Origin of the sequence: Massilia sp. CFBP9012 (assembly GCF_034045115.1) — a bacterium.
Classification (GTDB): domain Bacteria; phylum Pseudomonadota; class Gammaproteobacteria; order Burkholderiales; family Burkholderiaceae_D; genus Telluria.
In genome coordinates, this window is the sequence record NZ_JAXCWM010000006.1 from 214,014 (window position 1) to 233,144 (window position 19,131).

Sequence of the window (19,131 nt, forward strand, 5' to 3'; positions counted from 1 at the left end):
AGGAGCGGGCACGGGGAAAGGAGAGAAGCAGGCTTATTTACCGGCCAGCTGGCCCTGGGTGTAGAACCCGTCCTTCACCAGCAGGTCGACGTTCGATTTTGTCAGCAAGATGGGTTTGAGCAGCACGGTGCTGACCTGCTTGTGGCCGTTGTTGATCTGAGAGTTATAGGCCGGCTTTTCATTGCGCACCAGCTGCACGGCCAGGGTGGCGGCGCTGGTGGCGATGGTCTTGAGCGGCTTGTAGACCGTCATGGCCTGGGTGCCGGCGATCACGCGCCGCACCGCTGCCAGGTCGGCGTCCTGGCCCGACACCGGCACCTTGCCGGCCAGCTTCTGCGAGGCCAGCGCCTGGATCGCGCCGCCGGCGGTGGCGTCGTTGGACGCGACCACGGCGTCGATCTTGTTGCCGTTGGCCGTCAGCGCATTCTCGACGATCGACATCGCTTCGGAGGCGCTCCAGTCCTTGACCCACTGGCGGCCGACCACCTTGATGTCGCCCTTGTCGATCAGCGGCTGCAGCACCTTCATCTGGCCTTCGCGCAGGATCTTGGCGTTGTTGTCGGTCGGCGCCCCGCCCAGCAGATAGTAGTTACCCTTCGGTTTCAGGCCGACGATCGACTGCGCCTGCAGCTCGCCCACCGCCTTGTTGTCGAACGAGATGTAGGCGTCGACGTCGGCGTTGAGGATCAGGCGGTCGTACGACAGCACCTTGATCTTGGCCTTCTTCGCTTCACGGATCGCATTGTTCAACACCGTGGCGTTATAGGGCACGATCACCAGCACGTCGACGCCGCGCGAGATCAGGTTCTCGATCTGGGCGATCTGGCGCTGCTCGCTGGCGTCGGCCGACTGCACATAGACCTTGGCGCCGAGCTTTTCGGCGGCGCCGATGAAGTAATCGCGGTCACGCGTCCAGCGCTCCAGCCGCAGGTCGTCGATCGAGAAGCCGATCTTGGGATTCTTGGCGTCGGCCATGCTCGGGGCCGACGTAAACAGCAGCGCGCAACCAAGTCCGATCGCGGCGCCCATCTTCGTGATGCTAACCTTCATGCTTGTCTCCTTTATTGTCGGCGCGTGCGCCTACGCGTCGCGCCGTATTGACATTCTATTCGAGTCAGGCGCCGTACCAGCCGGCGTCGACGAAGTACTCGCGCCCGCTGCAGCGGCGCGCATTGTTCGAAGCGAGGAATAGCGACAGCGCCGCCACGTCCTGCATCTCGACCCGCGCCGGCAGGCACTGGCCAGCCAGGATGCGGTTTTCTTCGGCCGGCGTATGCCACAGGGCCTCCTGGCGCGGGGTGCGCACGGCGCCCGGCACCACGGTGTTGACGCGGATATGGTCAGGACCAAGGTCGCGCGCCAGGGCGCGGCTCAGGCCCTCGATCGCGGCCTTGGCCGTCATGTACAGCGCCAGCTCCGTGTGCGGCAGGTGCCATGAGATCGAGCCGAAGTTGAGGATCACGCCGCCCTGCTGGCGCCGCATCGACCCCACCGCCGCCTGGGCGCAAAAGAACTGGTGGCGCAGGTTGACCGCCATCCGGTTTTCCCAATAGGCGGGCGTCACGGTCTCGATATGGTGGCGGTCGTCGTTGGCTGCGTTATTGAGGAGGATGTCGATGCCGCCCGCCTCGCCCTCGATGGCGGCAAAGGCCGCGGCCAGCGCATCGAGGTCGGTCAGGTCGCAGTGCAGGAAACGTGGCGCATGGTGCGCGCCGTGGAGCGCCGCGGCCAGCGCCTGTCCCGGGGCAACCGCGATATCGAGGAACCAGACCCGCGCGCCCTGGCCGGCGAAGGCCCGCACCAGTTCACTGCCGATCCCCGAGCCGCCCCCGGTGATCACGACGCGCTTGTCGCGCAAGTCCGGATAGGTCGCGTAGCCCAGCGTCGGGGCGGCGGCTGCCGTCATGGTTGTCTCCAGATTATTCTGAGTATTATGGCTGCACAGAACAGCCCTTTAACAGGACTGTTAGCGCAATCATCCCAGTCTAATGGGGGCCTTCGACGGTTGTCAACGAATTATTGAAATGGATTTCATAGCGACCGGATTTGCCGGATGCGCACGCCGTTCGGCGTACGCAGGCGCCGGCGATCAGCGCGCTTTCGCGACCGAAGGCAGGCGTGCCGGCGGGCGGATGCGGGGGGCGGCATCGGACTGGCGGCGCACCAGCTCGAAGTCCATGTGGGTCTGTTCCGGCTCGGCCGGTTCGTCTTCGCGTAGCGCGCGCACGCGGCGCACCAGCGCCTGCACCGCCTCGCGCGCCATGCCGGCGATCGGCTGGCGCACGGTCGTCAGTTCGGGCCAGATCGTGGTGGCGAGAGCCGTATCGTCGAAGCCGGTGACGGTCAGGTCGCCCGGCACGTCCAGGCCCAGGCGGTGCGCGACCGCCACCGTGGCGGCCGCCATATCGTCGTTGCTGGCAAAGATCGCCGTCGGCCGATCCTGCAGGGCCAGCAGCTGCTCGGCCGCGTCCAGGCCCGAGCGATAGGTGAACATGCCCTGCACCACCAGCTCGTCGGAGGAGTCGGCGCCCTTTTCGGCGATCGCCTTGCGGTATCCATCCAGGCGGCGCGCGCTGGCGGTCTGGTTCGGATGGCCGACGATGAAGCCGATGCGCTGGTGGCCCAGCGCGATCAGGTGACGCGCCATGTAGCGGGCCGCTTCGTAGTCGTCGATGCTGACCGCGCCGACGCTCGGCGCCGGCGAGCCGCAGGCCACGACCACGGCCGGAATCCCCGCCTTGGCCACGCACTCGAGCACGGCCACGCTGTCGCACAGCGGCGGCGGCAGGATCACGCCATCCAGGCCGTTATTGATCAGGCGCTGGGTATGCTCGATCTCGTGATTGCCGGCTTCGCACTTCTCGACGAACAGCTGGACGTTGTTCAGGCCGGACTGGTTGAGCAGGCCGACGAGGAATTCGCTCAGGTAGGCGGCACTCGGGTTGCTGTACAAAAAGCCGATCCGGATCGGCTTGGAGCCAGCGAGGTTGCGCGCTTCCTGGTTCGGTGTGTAGTTGAGCGCCGCGACCGCTTCGGCTACTTTGCGGCGGGTGCTCTCGCGCACCAGGCTTTTGCCATTCATGACGCGTGAAACAGTCATCGCGGACACCCCGGCGAGCTTGGCAACGTCCACCATGGTGGGTTTGCCGGGCTCCATCGATTCTCGGATGGCCTCGATACTTGCTTTGTTCATATCGGAAATGTTTCTTTAATAGATGGCAATGTTGTACGATGTTAGCACACCTGACTCGCCGCCGTCGGAGGCGACATCCACCGTGCCAGCTTATGCGTTTGCGCTAACATCCACGATCGTTCATCAATGCCTTATTTCTTCCGAGCCGACAGCGCATCTCGCGCGGCGGCATACCCCTCTTCCATATGACGGGAGATCGAGGTCGCCGAAAAATCGTAATCCCTCGATGCTGATTCGCAGTCACTCCCCTTGCGCACGATGCGCGTGATGTCCGGTGGCGCATCGCGGTCGCCCATCAGCTGGATATAAGTCGGCCACTCGCGCACCCTGTCGGCCTGGGCCGGGGTGCTGGCATGGCTCAGGATGCTCTCGACCAGCTTGTGGAAGTCGCGCACCAGCCCCGCCTCCACACTATCGCGCCGGATGCGTTCGGCGAACACGATTTCGTCGCGCCTGCCCAGCACTTCCATCAGGCTGGTCGGCAAGGGGCGGGTGTCGGGAAACAGGTCGACGATAAAGATGCGCTTGCGTGCCGTGCCCGAACGTTCGAGCAGCATCTCCAGCGGCGAATTGCTGATGATCCCGCCGTCCCAGTAGTGCTGGCCTTTGATCGTCGTCCACGGAAAGCCCGGCGGCAGGCTACCGCTGGCCAGGATATGCTCGGGCGTCAGGTCGTCGACATAGCTGTCGAACACTTCCAGGCGCGAGGTTTCGACATTGACGGCACTGACCAGCAGGCGCACCGAGCTCGACTTGAGGGCGGCGAAATCGACGTGGCGTTCTAATAACTCCTTGACCGGTGCCGGATCGTAGAAGCTGGTCCAGTTCATGGGTGGTTCGGCGGTAAACGGCAGCCCGGCCCAGCGCGGCTTGAAGAAGGCCGGTACGCCGAAGGCCAGTGTCTGCCACGAGCCGAGCAGGCGGCGTGCGCGGTCGTCGACCAGCGCGTCGGCCAGTTGCGGCATGTCCAGCGACAGCCGGCGCCAGAAGTCCCTCAGTGCGCCCGCCGCATTGCCCGGGTTGGCCGCGATGATGACGCCGTTGAAAGCGCCGATCGAGACCCCGGCCACGATGTCGGGGTGGACGCCAGCCTCCTCCATCGCCTGGGCCACGCCGCACTCAAAGGCCCCCAGAGCCCCGCCGCCCTGCAGGATCAGCGCCGTCTGGCTCGGGATGTCGGTGATGGAAAACGCGGGCTCATGCAGGCGTTTGCAGGCCCAGCCGATGTTGGTGCGGTAGCGGATCAGCGATTCGACCGCGCGCGTCTCGGCAGCCGGACGTCCAGTCGAGAACAGGGCGCGCGGCACTTCGTGGTCCAGGTACAGGCATCCCCATGAACCGCTCTCAGGCTGGCCCAGGCGCGCATGCTCGTGGCCGGCCTCAGGATGGCCCACGACCTGGAAGGCCTGGCCGAAGAGCTCGCACGAAAAGTACGACACCTCGTCGTAGCGCAGCCGCATGCCGAGCATATTTCGCGCCACCAGCCGTCCCTGCTTGACCGCATTATCCCAATGCTCGATGCGGTGGCGCAGCTTGAACACGGGATCGTCGAAGTTGGCGATATCACCCGCCGCCCAAACCGCCTGGTCCGACGTCTGCAGATGCTGGTCGACGCAAATACCATCGCCCAGCGCCAGGCCGCTGCCTTCCAGCCAGCCGAGCTCGGGCGCGACGCCGATGCCGACGCCGACCAGATCGCACGGCAAGCGCAAGCCGCCCTCGGTCACGACCATCTCGACGCGCTTGTCGCCGTGGAAGGCGGCGACCGAGTCGGCCAGGATCTCCACGCCCTGGCCGGCATACAGCGCGCGCAGGTAGTTGCTGATGCCGCGGTCGTGCAGCTTGTCGAACAGCTGGCCGTGGCGCGCCAGCAGCGTCACCCGCATCCCCTGCTGGGCAAACGCGGCTGCCATCTCGAGCGCGATGAAACCGGCTCCCACCACCACTGCCGTGCGCGCCCCCTCCATCGCCCCGCGCAAGGTACGCGCTTCGCTGGCCGTACGCAGGTAGTGGATCCCGGGCAGCCGCGCGCCGGGCACGTCGAGGCGCATCGGTCGTACGCCAGTGGCGATCAGGAGCTTGTCGTAGGCAATGGCGCCCGCATGATCGGTGCGCACGATGCGCCGGGCGGTGTCGATGCCCAGCGCGCGCACGCCGGACAGGAGCGTGATTTCCTTATCGTGAATAAACCCTTCCGGAAACACGGTCGCCAGCGGCGGGACCTCGGGTAATGTCAGGAAGCGGGTCGACAATTGCGGTCGGTGATACGGCGGATCGCGTTCGTCGGCCACCATGACGATCGCGCCTTCGGCGCCCTCCTGGCGCAGGGCTTCGGCCGCTGTTGCGGCGGCCAGGCCGCCGCCCAGCAGCAGGTAACTCGCATGGCGGGTGGGTCCGTCGCCTGCCTCGACTTCGGGTTGCCGTACTTGTACCATCGATCACTCCCTTCTCAGTTCGTTGCCGATTGGACCACGCCACTGCTGCAGCGTGCGCCGCTGTGCGCCATTGCGCGACGCCGGACATGACGCCAGCGCCTCATATCGCTATAATTTCGTCCTTCGCCCCAAAGGAAACACCATGTCACTGCTTGCCCACGAGCTCGAATTGCTTTCGCCCGCCAAAACCGCCGAGATCGGCCGCGAAGCGATCCTCCATGGCGCCGACGCCGTGTACATTGGCGGCCCGGCCTTTGGGGCGCGCCACAACGCGAGTAATCCGCTTGAAGACATCGCCGCGCTGGTGCGGTTTGCCCACGGCTACCGCGCACGCATCTTCGTGACCATGAACACGATTATGCACGACAGTGAACTCGAGCTTGCCCGCAAGCAGATCTGGCAGCTGTACGAGGCCGGCGTCGATGCGCTGATCATCCAGGACCTGGGCCTGCTCGAACTCGACCTGCCGCCGATCCAGCTGCACGCCAGCACCCAGTGCGACATCCGCGGCGCCGAGAAAGCGAAATTCCTGGGCGACGTCGGCTTCTCGCAGCTGGTGCTGGCGCGCGAGCTGACGGTCGACCAGATCCGCAAGATCCACGCCGCCACCGACACCCCACTCGAATACTTCGTGCACGGCGCGCTGTGCGTGGCCTATTCGGGCCAGTGCTATATCTCGCACGCCGACACCGGCCGCTCGGCCAACCGCGGCGATTGCTCGCAAGCCTGCCGCCTGCCCTACACCCTCTCCGACGGCCAGGGCCGCGTGGTCGCCTTCGACAAGCACCTGCTGTCGATGAAGGACAACGACCAGAGCCGCAACCTGGAAGCGCTGGTCGATGCCGGCATCCGCTCGTTCAAGATCGAGGGCCGCTACAAGGACATGGGCTACGTCAAGAACATCACGGCCAACTACCGCCTGCTGCTGGACGAGCTGCTCGAGCGCCGTCCGGAGTTCGCGCGCGCCGCCAGTGGCCGCACCCGCGTGATGTTTACGCCCGACGTCGACAAGAATTTCCACCGCGGCCACACCGAATACTTCGCCCAGGGCCGCCTGACGGACATCGGCGCCTTCGACTCTCCGAAGTACGTGGGCGTGGAACTGGGCATCGTGGCGCGCCTGAACGGCGACAGCTTCGACATCGTCACCTCGGCGCCGATGGCCAACGGCGACGGCCTGAACTACATGAACAAGCGCGACACCTGCGGCATCCAGGCCAACCTCGCCCAGAAGCTGGGCGAGGAAGCCGACGGCCAGCGCTGGCGCGTATTCCCCAACGAGCCGATGCAGTCCCTGACCGGACTGAAGGTGGGCACCGTCATCCACCGCAACCGCGACCACCAGTGGGAAGCCACGCTCAATAAAAAATCGTCCGAGCGCAAGGTGGCGGTCGACCTGATCCTGAGCGAAGTGCCTGGCGGCCTGCGCCTGGACGTCGTCGACGAGGACGGCATCGCCTCCGGTGCCGAGGCCATGCTCGAACTGCAGCCGGCCCAGCAGGCGGCCCAGGCCGACGCCGGGCTGCGCGCCAGCCTGGCAAAGCTGGGCAACACGATGTTCGAGGCCGGCCACGTCGCCCTGCAGCTGAGCCAGCCGTGGTTCGTGCCGAGCGCCGCCATCAATGCCCTGCGCCGCGACGCCATCGCGGCGCACGAAGCGGCGCGCCTGGCGGCCTGGGAGCGCCCGCAGCGCAAGGCGTCGGTGCAACCGCCACCCGTCTACCCGGACACGCAGCTCAGCTACCTGGCCAACGTCTACAACGAAAAGGCGCGCGCCTTCTACCACAAGCACGGTGTGCAGCTGATCGACGCGGCGTATGAGGCGCACGAGGAAGCCGGCGAAGTGTCGCTGATGATCACCAAGCACTGCCTGCGCTTCTCGTTCAACCTGTGCCCGAAACAGGCCAAGGGCGTGCAAGGCGTGCAAGGACAGGTGAAGGCCGAGCCGATGACGCTGGTCAGCGGCGACGAGAAATACACGCTGCGTTTCGATTGCAAGCCGTGCGAGATGCACGTGGTGGGCGCCATGAAGACGAATATCCTGAAATCGCCGCCGCCGTCGAATGTGGCTTACACCCCGTTGACCTTCCATCGCCAGCGTCCGCGCGATCAAGCGCCGAAGACCTGAGCGGCTGCATGTCGCAGGGTATGCGCTCGAGTTAGCGTAGAAGCGTCGTTCCCGCGAAGGCGGGAACCTAAGTCCTCGACGTAGTCGAAACGCTTGCAAAACTTAGGTTCCCGCCTGCGCGGGAACGACGACGGGTCTGCTCATAAGTTGACGGCAAATGGCCCACAGGCGCCGTTCTCAATTCCGGACTATTGTGCAATCCGCCGCGATTTTTCGGCATGGGCGGCGTGCGCGTCCGCGTCCATACTGGCTCCACTGTCCAACCACACAACGGAGCCCACCATGAAAGACCAACTGTCCAAAGTCGTCCTGATCACCGGCGCCAGCAGCGGCATCGGCGAAGCCACCGCCCGCCATCTTGCGGCGCTCGGCCACCGCGTGGTGCTCGGCGCACGCCGCACCGAACGCCTGGTGGCGCTGGCGGCCGATATCCGCGAAGCCGGCGGCAAGGCCGACGTTGCCCAGCTCGACGTGACGAGCCTGGAGAGCATGCGTGAATTCGTCGACTTCGCCATCGAGCGCCATGGCCAGGTCGACGTGCTGATCAACAATGCGGGCGTGATGCCGCTCTCAAAGCTCGATGCACTCAAGATCGACGAATGGAACCGCATGATCGACGTGAATATCCGCGGCGTGCTGCACGGGATCGCTACCGTGTTGCCGGGAATGCAGGCGCGCCGCAGCGGCCAGTTCATCAATATCGCCTCGATCGGCGCATATGCCGTCAGCCCGACGGCCGCCGTCTACTGCGCCACCAAGTTCGCGGTGGCGGCCATCACCGAGGGCCTGCGCCAGGAAGTGGGCGGCGACATCCGCGTGACCCTGGTCTCGCCTGGCGTGGTAGAGTCCGAACTGGCCGATTCGATCTCGGACCCGCTGGCGCGCGACACGATGCGCGAATTCCGCAAGGGCGCCATCAAGCCGGAAGCGATCGCGCGCGCCATCGCCTTCGCCATCGAGCAGCCGGCGGATGTCGACGTCAGCGAGATGATCGTGCGGCCGACGTCCAGCCCCTACTGATCCACGGCGACATCAGGACGGGATCTTGAGTCCCTTCCTGACCGAGGGCCGCGCCAGGAAACGATCCAGCGCGTCCCTCACATTGCCGAAGTCTTCGGCGCCGATCAGGTCCTCCGCCTCGTAGAAGTTCAGCAAGCCATTAATCCAGGGGAATACCGCGATGTCGGCAATGGTGAAGTCGTTGCCCGCGATCCAGGTATGCTGCGCCAGCTGGGCGTCGATCACGCCGAGTAGCCGGCGCGATTCGGCCACGTAGCGGTCACGCGGGCGCTTGTCTTCGTAGTCCTTGCCGGCGAACTTGACGAAGAAGCCGAGCTGGCCAAACATCGGTCCCACCCCACCGATCTGGAACATCACCCACTGGATGACACGGTAGCGTCCTGCCGCGTCGCTTGGGATGAGCTTGCCGCTTTTCTCGGCCAGGTAGAGCAGGATCGCGCCCGATTCGAACAGCGCCAGCGGCTGCCCATCGGGGCCGTCCGGATCGAGGATGGCGGGAATCTTGTTGTTCGGGTTCAGCGACAGGAAGGCCGGCGAGTTTTGCTCATCCTTGGCGAAGTCGACCTTGTGCACCTCGTACGGCAGGCCGATCTCTTCGAGCATGATCGGGACCTTGACGCCGTTCGGGGTGGGCATCGAGTACAGCTGCAGCCGGTCGGGATGTACGGCCGGCCATTTTTTGGTGATGGGAAAATCGGAAAGCGTGGTCATGTCGTTGGCGCCTCTTGAAGAACCGCCGCGGCGGCAGAGTGCCAAGATACCAAAGATTCAATATGCCCGCTGCGCACTTGCCAGCAGCGGGCAGCAGCGCGTGGATCAGCCGAACAGCTTGTTGGCGGTCTTGGCAATAAGTTCACCCTGGTGGCGGGCGCCGCCCAGGTCCTTCTCGCTCGGCTGGCGCTGGCCTTGTCCACCGGCGATGGTGGTGGCGCCGTAAGGGCTGCCGCCGACGATCTCGTCCAGCGTCATCTGTTCCTGGTAGCTGTACGGCAGGCCGACGATGGTCATGCCGAAGTGCAGCAGGTTGGTGATGATCGAGAACAGCGTCGCTTCCTGGCCGCCGTGCTGGGTGGCGGTGGAAGTGAAGGCGCCGCCCACCTTGCCGTTCAGGGCGCCGCGCGCCCACAGGCTGCCGGTCTGATCGAGGAAGGCCGCCATCTGGCCCGGCATGCGGCCGTAGCGGGTCGGCGCGCCGACGATGATGGCATCGTAGTGCTCCAGCTCGGCAACAGTGGCGACTGGCGCGGCCTGCTCGAGCTTGAAGTGGGCGCCCTTGGCGACGTCCTCGGGGACGGTTTCAGGAACCCGCTTGACGTCGACCGTCGCGCCCGTGCTGCGCGCGCCTTCGGCGACAGCGTTTGCCATCGTCTCGATGTGGCCATACGACGAGTAATACAGAACCAGTACTTTTGCCATCGACTTCCTCCATGTGTGGGATTCAGGACGGCCATTGTAGCGACAATGGCCGAATGTCCGTTTTCGGGAACACAGGGATTGTGCAGGCGAGGCGCCTCTCGCGCACTAGGCCTTAAGTCGGATCAGATCCAGTAGATGAAGGCGGCCAGCGCGATGACCAGCGCCACGCGGGTGATGTTGTAGGCGGTCTTGTTCCAGGCCTTGAAGCGGCGGCGATACTGGCCGGCATAGAAGGAAATGCGGAACAGCTTGCTCACCAGGCCGACCTGGTCGCCAGTTTCATTCGGAGAGGCGGCGGCGGTCATCACGGTGCGGCCGAACCAGCGGTTGAAGGCCTGCATCCAGCGGTAGCGCATCGGGCGCTCGACGTCGCAGAACAGGATCACGCGGTCGCTCTCGCTGCCGTTGATCGCCCAGTGGATATAGGTTTCGTCGAACACGACGCCCTCGCCGTCGCGCCAGCTGTGGCGCTCGCCATCGACGTCGATGAAGCAGCGGTCGTCGTTCGGCGTGGCCAGGCCCAGGTGGTAGCGCATCGAGCCGGCGAACGGGTCGCGGTGCGGATTGAGCTTGCCGCCCGGCGGCAGCTCGGCGAACATCGCCGCCTTGACCGAGGGGATCGATTGCAGCAGCGCATAGGTTTGCGGGCACAGGCGCTCGGCCGAGGGATGGCTGGCGTCATACCACTTGAGGTAGAAGCGCTTCCAGCCATTCTTGAAGAAGGAATTGAAGCCGGCATCGTCGTTCTGCTCGGCGGCCTTGATCTTCTTGAGCGCGAGCAGGTTCTCGGCTTCGGCGCGGATGATCGGCCAGTTCTCTTGCAGGCGCGCCAGTTCAGGAAACTCGCTCACCGGAATGAAGGGCGTGTTCGCCACCTTCGAGAACTTGTGCATGAAGATATTGATGGGCGCCATGAACGACGAATGATCGAAGATCTGGCGACGGAACGGCAGGCGCACGCGCCCGCGGAAATGGATGTGCAGGATAGACAGAATATAGAAACCCACCACGACCCACTTCATCACATCCTCCATCGCAGCCATGCAAGCGGCTGACTCCCTTGATCAAGGACGCAGGATACCACATCGGCTACTGGGCCGTGACGGCCCTGCCGACTCGCTGGGGAGAGAGGATAACGCCGGCACACGGGCCGAATGGCCCGCCCGCCGGCGGTGGCGGTGGCTAGACCGCCAGGAAAATGTTAGTGCAGCACCGACGTCATCGCATACCCTTTTTCGGCGATCTGGCCGTTGAGGTTATCGATGTCGAAATCCTCGATCTGGTCGGCGCTGTCGTCGACCTCGAAGGCACGGGCTTCGATCTCCCAATCGGTATTGGTGGCTTCTTCGGGGATGTTCTTGGCTTCGGGCACGGCCAGGTACGAAAACTTGCCGTCGTGTTCGGCTCTGCGGTAAATATCCAGGCGCATAGTCATTTTCCTCTATTCAATGCGCGCTTTCCGGATGAAAGCGCGCAGCTCCATAGTAGAAGATCAAGTGGCCATAGTCTGTTATCTGCCGAACATTCTGCCGAAGACTTAAGCAGGCTCGTCAGCGCGCCGGATTGTAGCCGAGCACGCGCGCGGGCAGCATGACGATCGCGCGCAGCAGGCTGAACACGGCATCGACGCCGATGCCAAGCAGGCGGAACGGCAGTAACAACAGCCACACCACAGGATACAGCAGCAGGGCAAGCAGCGCGATTGGCCAGCAAAGGAACAGCAGCACCAACCATACCAGGAAACTCAGCATCGTCTTTCTCCATGAAGAAGCATCATGGTGAATGTAGGCCGAAAGAGGCGACCGGGCCAGTGCCGTGCGATAAACGGGGGGAATGATGGGACGAACGGTAGAGCGTGCGTAAATCGCTGCTTCGAAATACGTCGTCCCCGCGAAGGCGGGGACCCAAGGCTGCCAGCACAGCCACATCGGTATCTGTAAGTGGCGCGCTTAAAACTTGGGTCCCCGCCTGCGCGGGGACGACGTTGATCGTTTCGGGAGTCAGGCGATGGCCGCGGTTTCCTGCTCGGCAGGAACGTACGACTCCTGCGGACTGACGACCTCGACCTTGATCGACGCCTGCAGCGACGGAATCGAACCGCCCGCACGGTAGGCGAACGACATGCGCAGCAGGTCGCCTGCCTTCACCTCGACCGGACGGTACAGCGGCAGCGTCATATAGTGATTGAGCCAATCGATCGTGGTCGCCTGCTCCTGCACGATGGCCAGCACGTTCTTGGTCACGAAACGCATCGCGTTCAGGGTACCGCCCTGCTCCACCAGCATCGAGCCTTCCCAGGCGATCAGGCTGTCGACCGGCTGGCTGAAGTCGAGAATGCTGTAGACGGCGGGCTGGGCCAGCTCGACCGTGCCTGGCTGGACCACACCGGTTTCCTGGAACTGGACGATCGGGGCGTAGAAGCCATCGAAGTCATACGCTTGCTGGATCGGCTGGACCGCCATGATCACGGCTTCCGGCATGAACAGCGGCAGCGGGCCACCGAATTTGGCCAGGTAGCGGCGCTTGAACGATTCGATCACCTCAACCTGTTTTTCGCGCAGCATGCCGACGTGGATCATTTCGCAGATCACGACATCGACCGGTTCCGGCGGAAGGTAGTCGAAGGCGTCGGCGTGCACCACCTCGACCTTGTGGCCATTGGGGTTCATTGCCAGGAAGCGGCGCGCCTCCTGCACCATGTCCGGATTGAACTCGACGCAATACACTTTCGAAGCGCTCTGGGCCGCGAAGAAGGAAAGCACACCGGTGCCGCCACCCAGCTCCAGCACTTTCGCGCCGGGGAACACGGAATAGTGGATGGCATTCTTGAAGCTGTGCATCCGGTTCTGGTCCATCAGCATATTGTGATGGTAGTGGACTGGAATGAACTGCCCCAGGTAGCAGCTTTCGATTTCGCGTTCGTTGAGCATGAGTATCCTTGGTAATCGGTGGTCGTTTGACCGTAGAAGCATTATGGATACCATTGCCCTTGCGCAATTGGTCGAGCTAAGCGCGTTTTACCGTCCAATTCAGGATCGAATTGTGACGCGGGCGGGATCAGCGCCGCGCAGCCGCCAATTCCTTGGCCAGTTGTTCGCGCCCCGCCTGCTTGGCGATCTGGGCCGCCGTCAGGCCCTCGGTGTTTTTCAGACTGGTGTTGGCGCCACGGGCGACCAGCAGTCGCGCCGTCGCATCCATCCCTTCACGCGCCGCCATCATCAGCGGCGTGAAGGCGCCGCTGGCGCGCGGCGACACGGCGTCGAGCTTGGCGCCGTGCTCGATCAGCAATTGCGCGATCTTGTCGTCGCCACTGGCGGCGGCATAGTGGAGCGCGGTCCAACCTGGTTGATTGACCTTGGCACCTTTTTTCAGCAGCGCGCGGACGACTTCTTCGTCGCGCTTGAAGGCGGCCATCATCAGCGCCGTATTGCCATTGACCGCCTTGCGCTCGAGGTCGGTGCCCGGATGGCGCAGCAGTTCAAGGATCACCTCGCGCGAACCTTCGCGGATCGCCAGCACCAGGGCCGGCTCGCCGCCCAGGGGATTCAGTTCGTTGGCATTGACGACCGCGCCGACCATTTTGCGCACCGTACTGGCGTCATCCATCTGCACGGCGCGGAAGAAGGAACTCACCTGCTGCGGCGTGGGCGGTTCGGCGGCGTGGGCGCCGGCGATTGCGGCAAACAGCAAACTGGTGGCAAGCAAGCGGCGGATCGGCACGTGTCAGCTCCTGGCGGTCTGGAACAAGTTGAAGAAATTCTCGCTGGTGCGGTCGGCAACCTCGCGCAGCGAGACGCCCTTGAGCGTGGCGATGTACTCGGCCACGTGGGCCACATAGCCCGGCTCGTTCATCCTGCCGCGGAAAGGCACTGGCGCGAGATATGGCGAATCGGTTTCGATCAGCATGCGCTCGAGCGGCACGGCTTGCGCCACCGCCTGCAATTCCTTGGCGCTCTTGAACGTGACGATGCCCGAGAACGAGATATAGAAGCCCTGGGCCATGGCGGCCTCGGCCACGGCCAGCGATTCGGTAAAGCAGTGCATGACTCCGGCGACGCCACCGGCGTCAGTGCCGGCGCCCTCTTCCTTCATCAGGCGGATCGTGTCCTCGCTGGCGGCGCGGGTGTGGATGATCAGGGGCTTGCGGGTTTCGCGCGAAGCCCGGATGTGCACGCGGAAGCGCTCGCGCTGCCATTCCAGGTCGCCTTCGAGCCGGTAGTAATCCAGGCCGGTCTCGCCGATGGCGACGATCTTCGGGTGGCTGGCCAGCTCGACCAGCTGCTGCACGGTCGGCTCCGGGGTGTCTTCATAGTCGGGGTGGACGCCGACCGACGCGAAAATGTGGGGATGCTGCTCGGCCAGGGCGAGCACTTGCGGGAAGTCAGGCAGGTCGACCGACACGCACAGGGCGTGCGTCACCTTGTTCTCGGCCATCTTGGCCAGGACTTCGGGCATGCGGGCTGCCAATTCCGGGAAATTGATGTGGCAATGGGAATCGATGTACATCCTGTCATTGTAAAGCCAGGCGGCGGGGAGCGCCATGCAGGCCACTAGCAGACAGTTGCTTCACTCTCCATCCGGGGAGACGGCGGTGCATGCGGAAAACGTGGATAACTTGCAACAACGTAAAAAGATCGAATCGTGCGCGCAACAAAATTCTTCACTTATCTTAGTATGTGCCATATCAATTTTTTAACAACCGAAGAAATATTGCGATGAAAACTGTATCACTCCGCCTTCTGCCCAGCCTCGTCCTGATGGCCGCTTCGTTCTCGGCCTCGGCCGGCCCGACCGTGGCCAGGGCGCTTGAAGTCAAAGGCGTATTCAATGAAAAAGTCGGTCCCGCGCCGCAATGTGCGTCCACCCTCGGCGGCAAGCTTGCCGGCCACGGTGAGACTGCCGACGGAACGCCAGTCGCGTTCGTCGGCGGAGATTGCTTCGCCCAATCTGGCACCACATTCACCTTCAGCAACGGCAAGTTCATCCTGCTGTTTCCGAACGGCGACCAGATCTTCGCTAACTACGGTGGCCAGTTCGTTCCCACCGGCGAAGGCACTGCCTACGTCATGAACGGCGGCACCTTCACCATCACCGGCGGCTCCGGCACCTATTCTCGCGCAACCGGCGGCGGCTATTTGAGCGGCACCGAAGACCTGTCCACCGGCGCCGGCACGATTGCGTTATCGGGTCGCGTTTCCTACAAGCCGAAGTGATCGCTGAAACAGCGCCAGGCTGCGCTGACACAGCGTTGTAACGGCCCAAAGAAAAAGGCGCTGTACCCGTTAGATATGGATGAGGATTGAACTGCTGGGCTGACCCGCGGTCCAATCCCGGTCGCCATCGATCGGGAGCGCGCCATGAAAACGCCGGAGTTTGATGAGTTATTCGCCCAGCTGGCGCTGCTGAACCAGCCTCAGCGTCAGCAGGTGCTCGCCGCCCTGCATCCAGCTGCTGGGCTCGACCGGGTGGTCGCCCTCATCGACGAGATTCGGTCAAAGGGGCGTTGTTGCCCGGATTGCGCCTGCGAGCGTTGCCACCGCCATGGCCATGCCAACGACCTGCAACGCTTTCGCTGTTGCGCGTGCGGCCGCACTTTCAACGACCTGACAGGTACGCCGCTAGCGCGGCTCAGGCACAAGGGCAAGTGGCTCGATTATCTGGACACAGTGCTCGATTCCCGAACAGTCCGCTCTTCGGCCAAGCGGCTCGGCGTGCACCCGAACACGACGTTTCGCTGGCGCCATCGCTTTCTCGACCGGGTCAAGGACGACCGGCCCGAGCGCCTGGTCGGCATCGTCGAGGCCGACGAAACGTTCCTGCTCGAATCGCAGAAAGGGGCACGCAAGCTCGATCGCCAGCCGCGCAGGCGTGGCGGCAGGGCGTCCCTACGCGGGATTTCGCATCACCTCGACTGTATCCTGGTGGCACGCGACCGCAGCGGACAAACCCTCGACGCCGTGACCGGACGCGGCGCCTTGAAGGTGGCCCAGCTGGTCAAGTACTTGCTGCCGAAACTCGATCCCCAGGCGCTGCTGGTCACCGATGCCAACGCAGCCTATCCCGCCTTCGCCCGTGCCCATGGTATCGCCCACCAGCCCGTCAATCTCAGCGTCGGCGAACGCGTCCGCAACGGTGTAGAAGGCGCGATCCATGTTCAAAATGTGAATGCGTATCACCGGCGCTTCAAGGAATGGCTGGCGCGCTTCCACGGCGTAGCGTCGCGCCGGCTGCCCAACTACCTGGGCTGGCATTGGGCGCTTGATGGCGGGCGAGTCACTTCTGTCGAGCAATTGCTGCGGATTGCACTCGGGGTCATCAACAGGTAACGATGACAGCGCCAAGAAAAAAGAGCGGTATGTATGCCGCTCTTTTTACATCAGTCTGCGACGCGCTTGCCCAGAATAATCAGGTCGCGCTCGATCCCGTCGAGATTGGCCACGCGCGGGAAATTTGCCCACGTCTCGAACCCGTATTTGCGGAATAGCGCCAGGCTAGGCTGGTTATGACCAAAAATGAACCCTAGCAAGGTATGCACCTTGACCTCGGGTGCGAACGCCATCGCCAATTCCAGGCAATAACGCCCCAGTCCCTTGCCGCGCGCGCTTTCGGCGATATAGATCGACACCTCAGCCGTACCCGAATAGGCCGGACGACCATAGAAATTCGAATACGACAGCCAGCCCAGCACTTCCGGCTGCTCGCTCTTGTCCTCGGCATCGTGAATCACCCACAGCGGACGCCGATCGGGCGTATGGTCATTGAACCAGCCCACGCGCGACTCGACCGTAATTGGTGCGGTATCGGCAGTAACTTCGCGCGAAGCGACGGTGGAATTGTAGATATCGACGATGACCGGCAGGTCATCGCGTCGAGCCAGGCGATGGACGTAGGATGGCATGAAACGAAAGGTGGTGGTTACAGGGTATGGGTTGCGCGCGACGACCGCAGCGCCGCGCCAAGAATCTCTTCGATACGGGCCTTGGCGCGCTGTCCCGCCTCGTCGGCCGGGAAATGCACGCCGATGCCTTGCGCCTTGTTGTTATTGGCGCCGCTCGGGGTGATCCAGGCCACGGTGCCGGCGATCGGGTATTTGTTAGGGTCCTCCATCAGCGCCAGGATCAGGTAGATCTCGTCGCCGATTTTATAAGGTTTGTTGGTGGGCACGAACATGCCGCCGTTCTTGAGGAACGGCATGTAAGCCGCGTACAGCGCCGCCTTTTCCTTGATCGCCAGCGACAGCACCGAAGGCCGCGGGGCCTGGGCTGCGTTCGTCTCTGGCTGGGTGACGCTCATCGTGGTCCTTTCATGTGCAGCAAGCAGTGTACTCAAGCAGCATATCTTCGACAAACAATTTTGCCGACAAAGGATGATCCGCCACAGCCCGCCGCTCGTTCACGGCCTTGATCACGCGCAGCAGGCCAGGCGTTTGGACGCGGCCGGCCAGCGCCGCCAGTTCCTTCTGGTAACGCGGGTAGTAGCGGATATTGCCCGACAATTTGTACGAAAACACATCGTACAGCCAGCGCTGGGTCCACGACACCAGGGCCGGCAGCTCGGCCTTGGCCAGCTTCTCGGCGGCGCGCAGCGCGGAGTCCGGCGCCGGCCGGGCCAGGAAATGCAGCAACGCCTCCATGTCCTCACGGCTGCCGCTGGTCGACTCGGCCAGGGCCGCCAGCGGCGCCCCACCCTGCTCGCGCAGCCAGCTGTCGGCGTCCGGCACGCCCTGCTCCTTGAGCCAGGCCAGGGCCTCGGCATGCGACGGCGTCGGCAGCGCGAACTTGCGGCAACGCGACAGGATCGTCGGCAGCAGGCGGTCGATGCTGTTGGAGGACAGCAGGAACACGGTGCCGGGCGGCGGTTCTTCCAGCGTCTTGAGCAGCGCATTCGACGCCGGCATGTTCAGCGCCTCGGCCGGGTACAGCACCACCACCCGCAAGCCCTGGCGGTGGGTCGAGATGTTCATGAAATCCGACAGGTTGCGGATCTGCTCGATCTTGATCTCTTTCGACGGCGCCTTGGCCGATTTCGACTTGGCGCCCGCCTCGCCGTCCTCGCCGTCGGCGGGCAGCTCGTCTTCGAATACCTCCGGCCGCACGCGGCGATAATCCGGGTGGTTGTGCTGCACGAACCAGCCGCAGGACGCGCAGGTGCCGCAGGCATGGCCGTCAGGTTGCGGGCTCTCGCACAGCAGGGCCTGGGCAAAACCCTCGATAAAATCGGCCTTGCCGGTGCCGGCCGGGCCATGGAACAGGATCGCGTGCGGCATGCGCGCGCGCATCTGCTGCAGCTGGGACCAGGCGGCCCCTTGCCACGGGTACATCGTCACAACAATTTCTCCAGAACCTGGGCCAGGCTGGCCTGGATATCGGCAATGCTCCTGGTCGAGTCGACCACGACGAAACGCTCGGGGAATTGTTCCGCGCGGCGCAGGTATTCGGCGCGGCAGCGGGCGAAGAAATCGGCTTGCTCGCGCTCGAACTTGTCGAGCGTGCGCGTGGCATTCAGGCGCTGACGCGCCACTTCGAGCGGCACGTCAAACAGGAGGGTAAGGTCGGGCTGCAGATCGGCATGAACCCAGGCTTCCAGCGCCTCCATCTTGGCACGCGCCAGGCCGCGGCCACCGCTCTGATAGGCAAAGCTCGCGTCGGTGAAGCGGTCCGACAGTACCCACTTGCCTTCACCCAGGTTGGGCGCAATTACCTGCGCGATGTGCTCACGTCGGCTTGCGAACATCAGCAGCGCCTCGGTTTCCAGGTCCATCTTTTCGTGCAAAAGCAAGTCGCGCAACTTCTCGCCGAGCGGCGTGCCACCGGGTTCACGTGAAGAGACAACGGTCTTGCCGTGCGACTCGAGGAAATCGGTGACGAACCCGATATGTGTCGATTTCCCGGCCCCGTCGATGCCTTCGAATGTAATGAACTTGCCCTGCATGTGCTGCC

General features: G+C 63.8%; 20 protein-coding genes. 4 read left to right on the forward strand and 16 right to left on the reverse strand.

The window, feature by feature from the left end:
- Positions 1 to 33 precede the first annotated feature (33 nt).
- From xylF to SOM61_RS11915, 4 genes are all read right to left on the reverse strand, one after another.
- Positions 34 to 1,029, reverse strand: a complete 996-nt coding sequence (xylF, locus tag SOM61_RS11900) for a D-xylose ABC transporter substrate-binding protein (RefSeq protein WP_320474429.1) — start codon at positions 1,027 to 1,029, stop codon at positions 34 to 36.
- 85 nt (positions 1,030 to 1,114) lie between these two features.
- Complete coding sequence (gene xylB / locus SOM61_RS11905; protein ID WP_320474294.1) at positions 1,115 to 1,906, reverse strand: D-xylose 1-dehydrogenase; 792 nt, start codon at positions 1,904 to 1,906, stop codon at positions 1,115 to 1,117.
- Positions 1,907 to 2,089: 183 nt separating this feature from the next.
- Positions 2,090 to 3,193: a LacI family DNA-binding transcriptional regulator gene (locus SOM61_RS11910; protein WP_320474295.1), complete on the reverse strand. Its 1,104-nt coding sequence runs from the start codon at positions 3,191 to 3,193 to the stop codon at positions 2,090 to 2,092.
- A gap of 131 nt (positions 3,194 to 3,324) precedes the next feature.
- Complete coding sequence (locus SOM61_RS11915) at positions 3,325 to 5,628, reverse strand: FAD-dependent oxidoreductase (RefSeq protein ID WP_320474296.1); 2,304 nt, start codon at positions 5,626 to 5,628, stop codon at positions 3,325 to 3,327.
- A 142-nt stretch (positions 5,629 to 5,770) separates the two neighbouring features.
- Between SOM61_RS11915 and SOM61_RS11920 the strand changes: the two genes are divergently transcribed.
- Both SOM61_RS11920 and SOM61_RS11925 read left to right on the forward strand, forming a co-directional pair.
- Positions 5,771 to 7,756, forward strand: coding sequence for a peptidase U32 family protein (locus SOM61_RS11920; RefSeq protein ID WP_320474297.1), 1,986 nt, complete (start codon positions 5,771 to 5,773; stop codon positions 7,754 to 7,756).
- 282 nt (positions 7,757 to 8,038) lie between these two features.
- On the forward strand, positions 8,039 to 8,776 hold the full coding sequence (locus SOM61_RS11925) for an SDR family oxidoreductase (RefSeq protein WP_320474298.1): 738 nt from the start codon (positions 8,039 to 8,041) through the stop codon (positions 8,774 to 8,776).
- A gap of 12 nt (positions 8,777 to 8,788) precedes the next feature.
- On the opposite strand, the gene SOM61_RS11930 is transcribed toward SOM61_RS11925, so the two are convergent.
- The 8 genes from SOM61_RS11930 to SOM61_RS11965 all read right to left on the reverse strand — a co-directional run bounded on the left by SOM61_RS11930 (position 8,789) and on the right by SOM61_RS11965 (position 14,698).
- The gene (locus tag SOM61_RS11930) at positions 8,789 to 9,487 is read right to left on the reverse strand and encodes a glutathione S-transferase N-terminal domain-containing protein (protein WP_320474299.1); all 699 of its coding nucleotides are present in this window, start codon (positions 9,485 to 9,487) and stop codon (positions 8,789 to 8,791) included.
- A 105-nt stretch (positions 9,488 to 9,592) separates the two neighbouring features.
- Positions 9,593 to 10,192, reverse strand: coding sequence for an NAD(P)H:quinone oxidoreductase (gene wrbA / locus SOM61_RS11935; protein ID WP_208277466.1), 600 nt, complete (start codon positions 10,190 to 10,192; stop codon positions 9,593 to 9,595).
- Positions 10,193 to 10,314: 122 nt separating this feature from the next.
- A complete protein-coding gene (lpxO, locus tag SOM61_RS11940; RefSeq protein ID WP_320474300.1) occupies positions 10,315 to 11,214 on the reverse strand; it encodes a lipid A hydroxylase LpxO in 900 nt (299 codons plus the stop codon).
- A 179-nt stretch (positions 11,215 to 11,393) separates the two neighbouring features.
- Positions 11,394 to 11,621 carry a DUF6139 family protein gene (locus tag SOM61_RS11945; RefSeq protein ID WP_320474301.1) on the reverse strand — a complete coding sequence of 76 codons (228 nt, stop codon included), beginning with the start codon at positions 11,619 to 11,621 and terminating at the stop codon, positions 11,394 to 11,396.
- 121 nt (positions 11,622 to 11,742) lie between these two features.
- Positions 11,743 to 11,943 carry a hypothetical protein gene (locus SOM61_RS11950; RefSeq protein WP_320474302.1) on the reverse strand — a complete coding sequence of 67 codons (201 nt, stop codon included), beginning with the start codon at positions 11,941 to 11,943 and terminating at the stop codon, positions 11,743 to 11,745.
- Positions 11,944 to 12,192: 249 nt separating this feature from the next.
- Positions 12,193 to 13,122: a class I SAM-dependent methyltransferase gene (locus SOM61_RS11955; RefSeq protein WP_320474303.1), complete on the reverse strand. Its 930-nt coding sequence runs from the start codon at positions 13,120 to 13,122 to the stop codon at positions 12,193 to 12,195.
- Between the two features lie 127 nt (positions 13,123 to 13,249).
- Entirely contained in the window at positions 13,250 to 13,912 is a 663-nt protein-coding gene (locus SOM61_RS11960; protein WP_320474304.1) for an ankyrin repeat domain-containing protein, read from the reverse strand.
- Positions 13,913 to 13,915: 3 nt separating this feature from the next.
- Entirely contained in the window at positions 13,916 to 14,698 is a 783-nt protein-coding gene (locus SOM61_RS11965; RefSeq protein ID WP_320474305.1) for a TatD family hydrolase, read from the reverse strand.
- A 209-nt stretch (positions 14,699 to 14,907) separates the two neighbouring features.
- Here SOM61_RS11965 and SOM61_RS11970 point away from each other — a divergent pair, with 209 nt between their 5' ends.
- A complete protein-coding gene (locus tag SOM61_RS11970) occupies positions 14,908 to 15,405 on the forward strand; it encodes a hypothetical protein (RefSeq protein ID WP_320474306.1) in 498 nt (165 codons plus the stop codon).
- A 144-nt stretch (positions 15,406 to 15,549) separates the two neighbouring features.
- Entirely contained in the window at positions 15,550 to 16,518 is a 969-nt protein-coding gene (locus SOM61_RS11975; protein ID WP_320474307.1) for an IS1595 family transposase, read from the forward strand.
- Between the two features lie 50 nt (positions 16,519 to 16,568).
- On the opposite strand, the gene SOM61_RS11980 is transcribed toward SOM61_RS11975, so the two are convergent.
- From SOM61_RS11980 to tmk, 4 genes are read right to left on the reverse strand one after another with little or no spacing between them, the layout of a single operon-like run.
- A complete protein-coding gene (locus SOM61_RS11980; protein WP_320474308.1) occupies positions 16,569 to 17,090 on the reverse strand; it encodes a GNAT family N-acetyltransferase in 522 nt (173 codons plus the stop codon).
- Between the two features lie 17 nt (positions 17,091 to 17,107).
- On the reverse strand, positions 17,108 to 17,485 hold the full coding sequence (locus SOM61_RS11985; RefSeq protein WP_320474309.1) for a PilZ domain-containing protein: 378 nt from the start codon (positions 17,483 to 17,485) through the stop codon (positions 17,108 to 17,110).
- Positions 17,486 to 17,495: 10 nt separating this feature from the next.
- Positions 17,496 to 18,512, reverse strand: a complete 1,017-nt coding sequence (locus SOM61_RS11990; RefSeq protein WP_414674978.1) for a DNA polymerase III subunit delta' — start codon at positions 18,510 to 18,512, stop codon at positions 17,496 to 17,498.
- Positions 18,513 to 18,514: 2 nt separating this feature from the next.
- Entirely contained in the window at positions 18,515 to 19,123 is a 609-nt protein-coding gene (gene tmk / locus SOM61_RS11995) for a dTMP kinase (RefSeq protein WP_320474310.1), read from the reverse strand.
- Positions 19,124 to 19,131 lie beyond the last annotated feature (8 nt).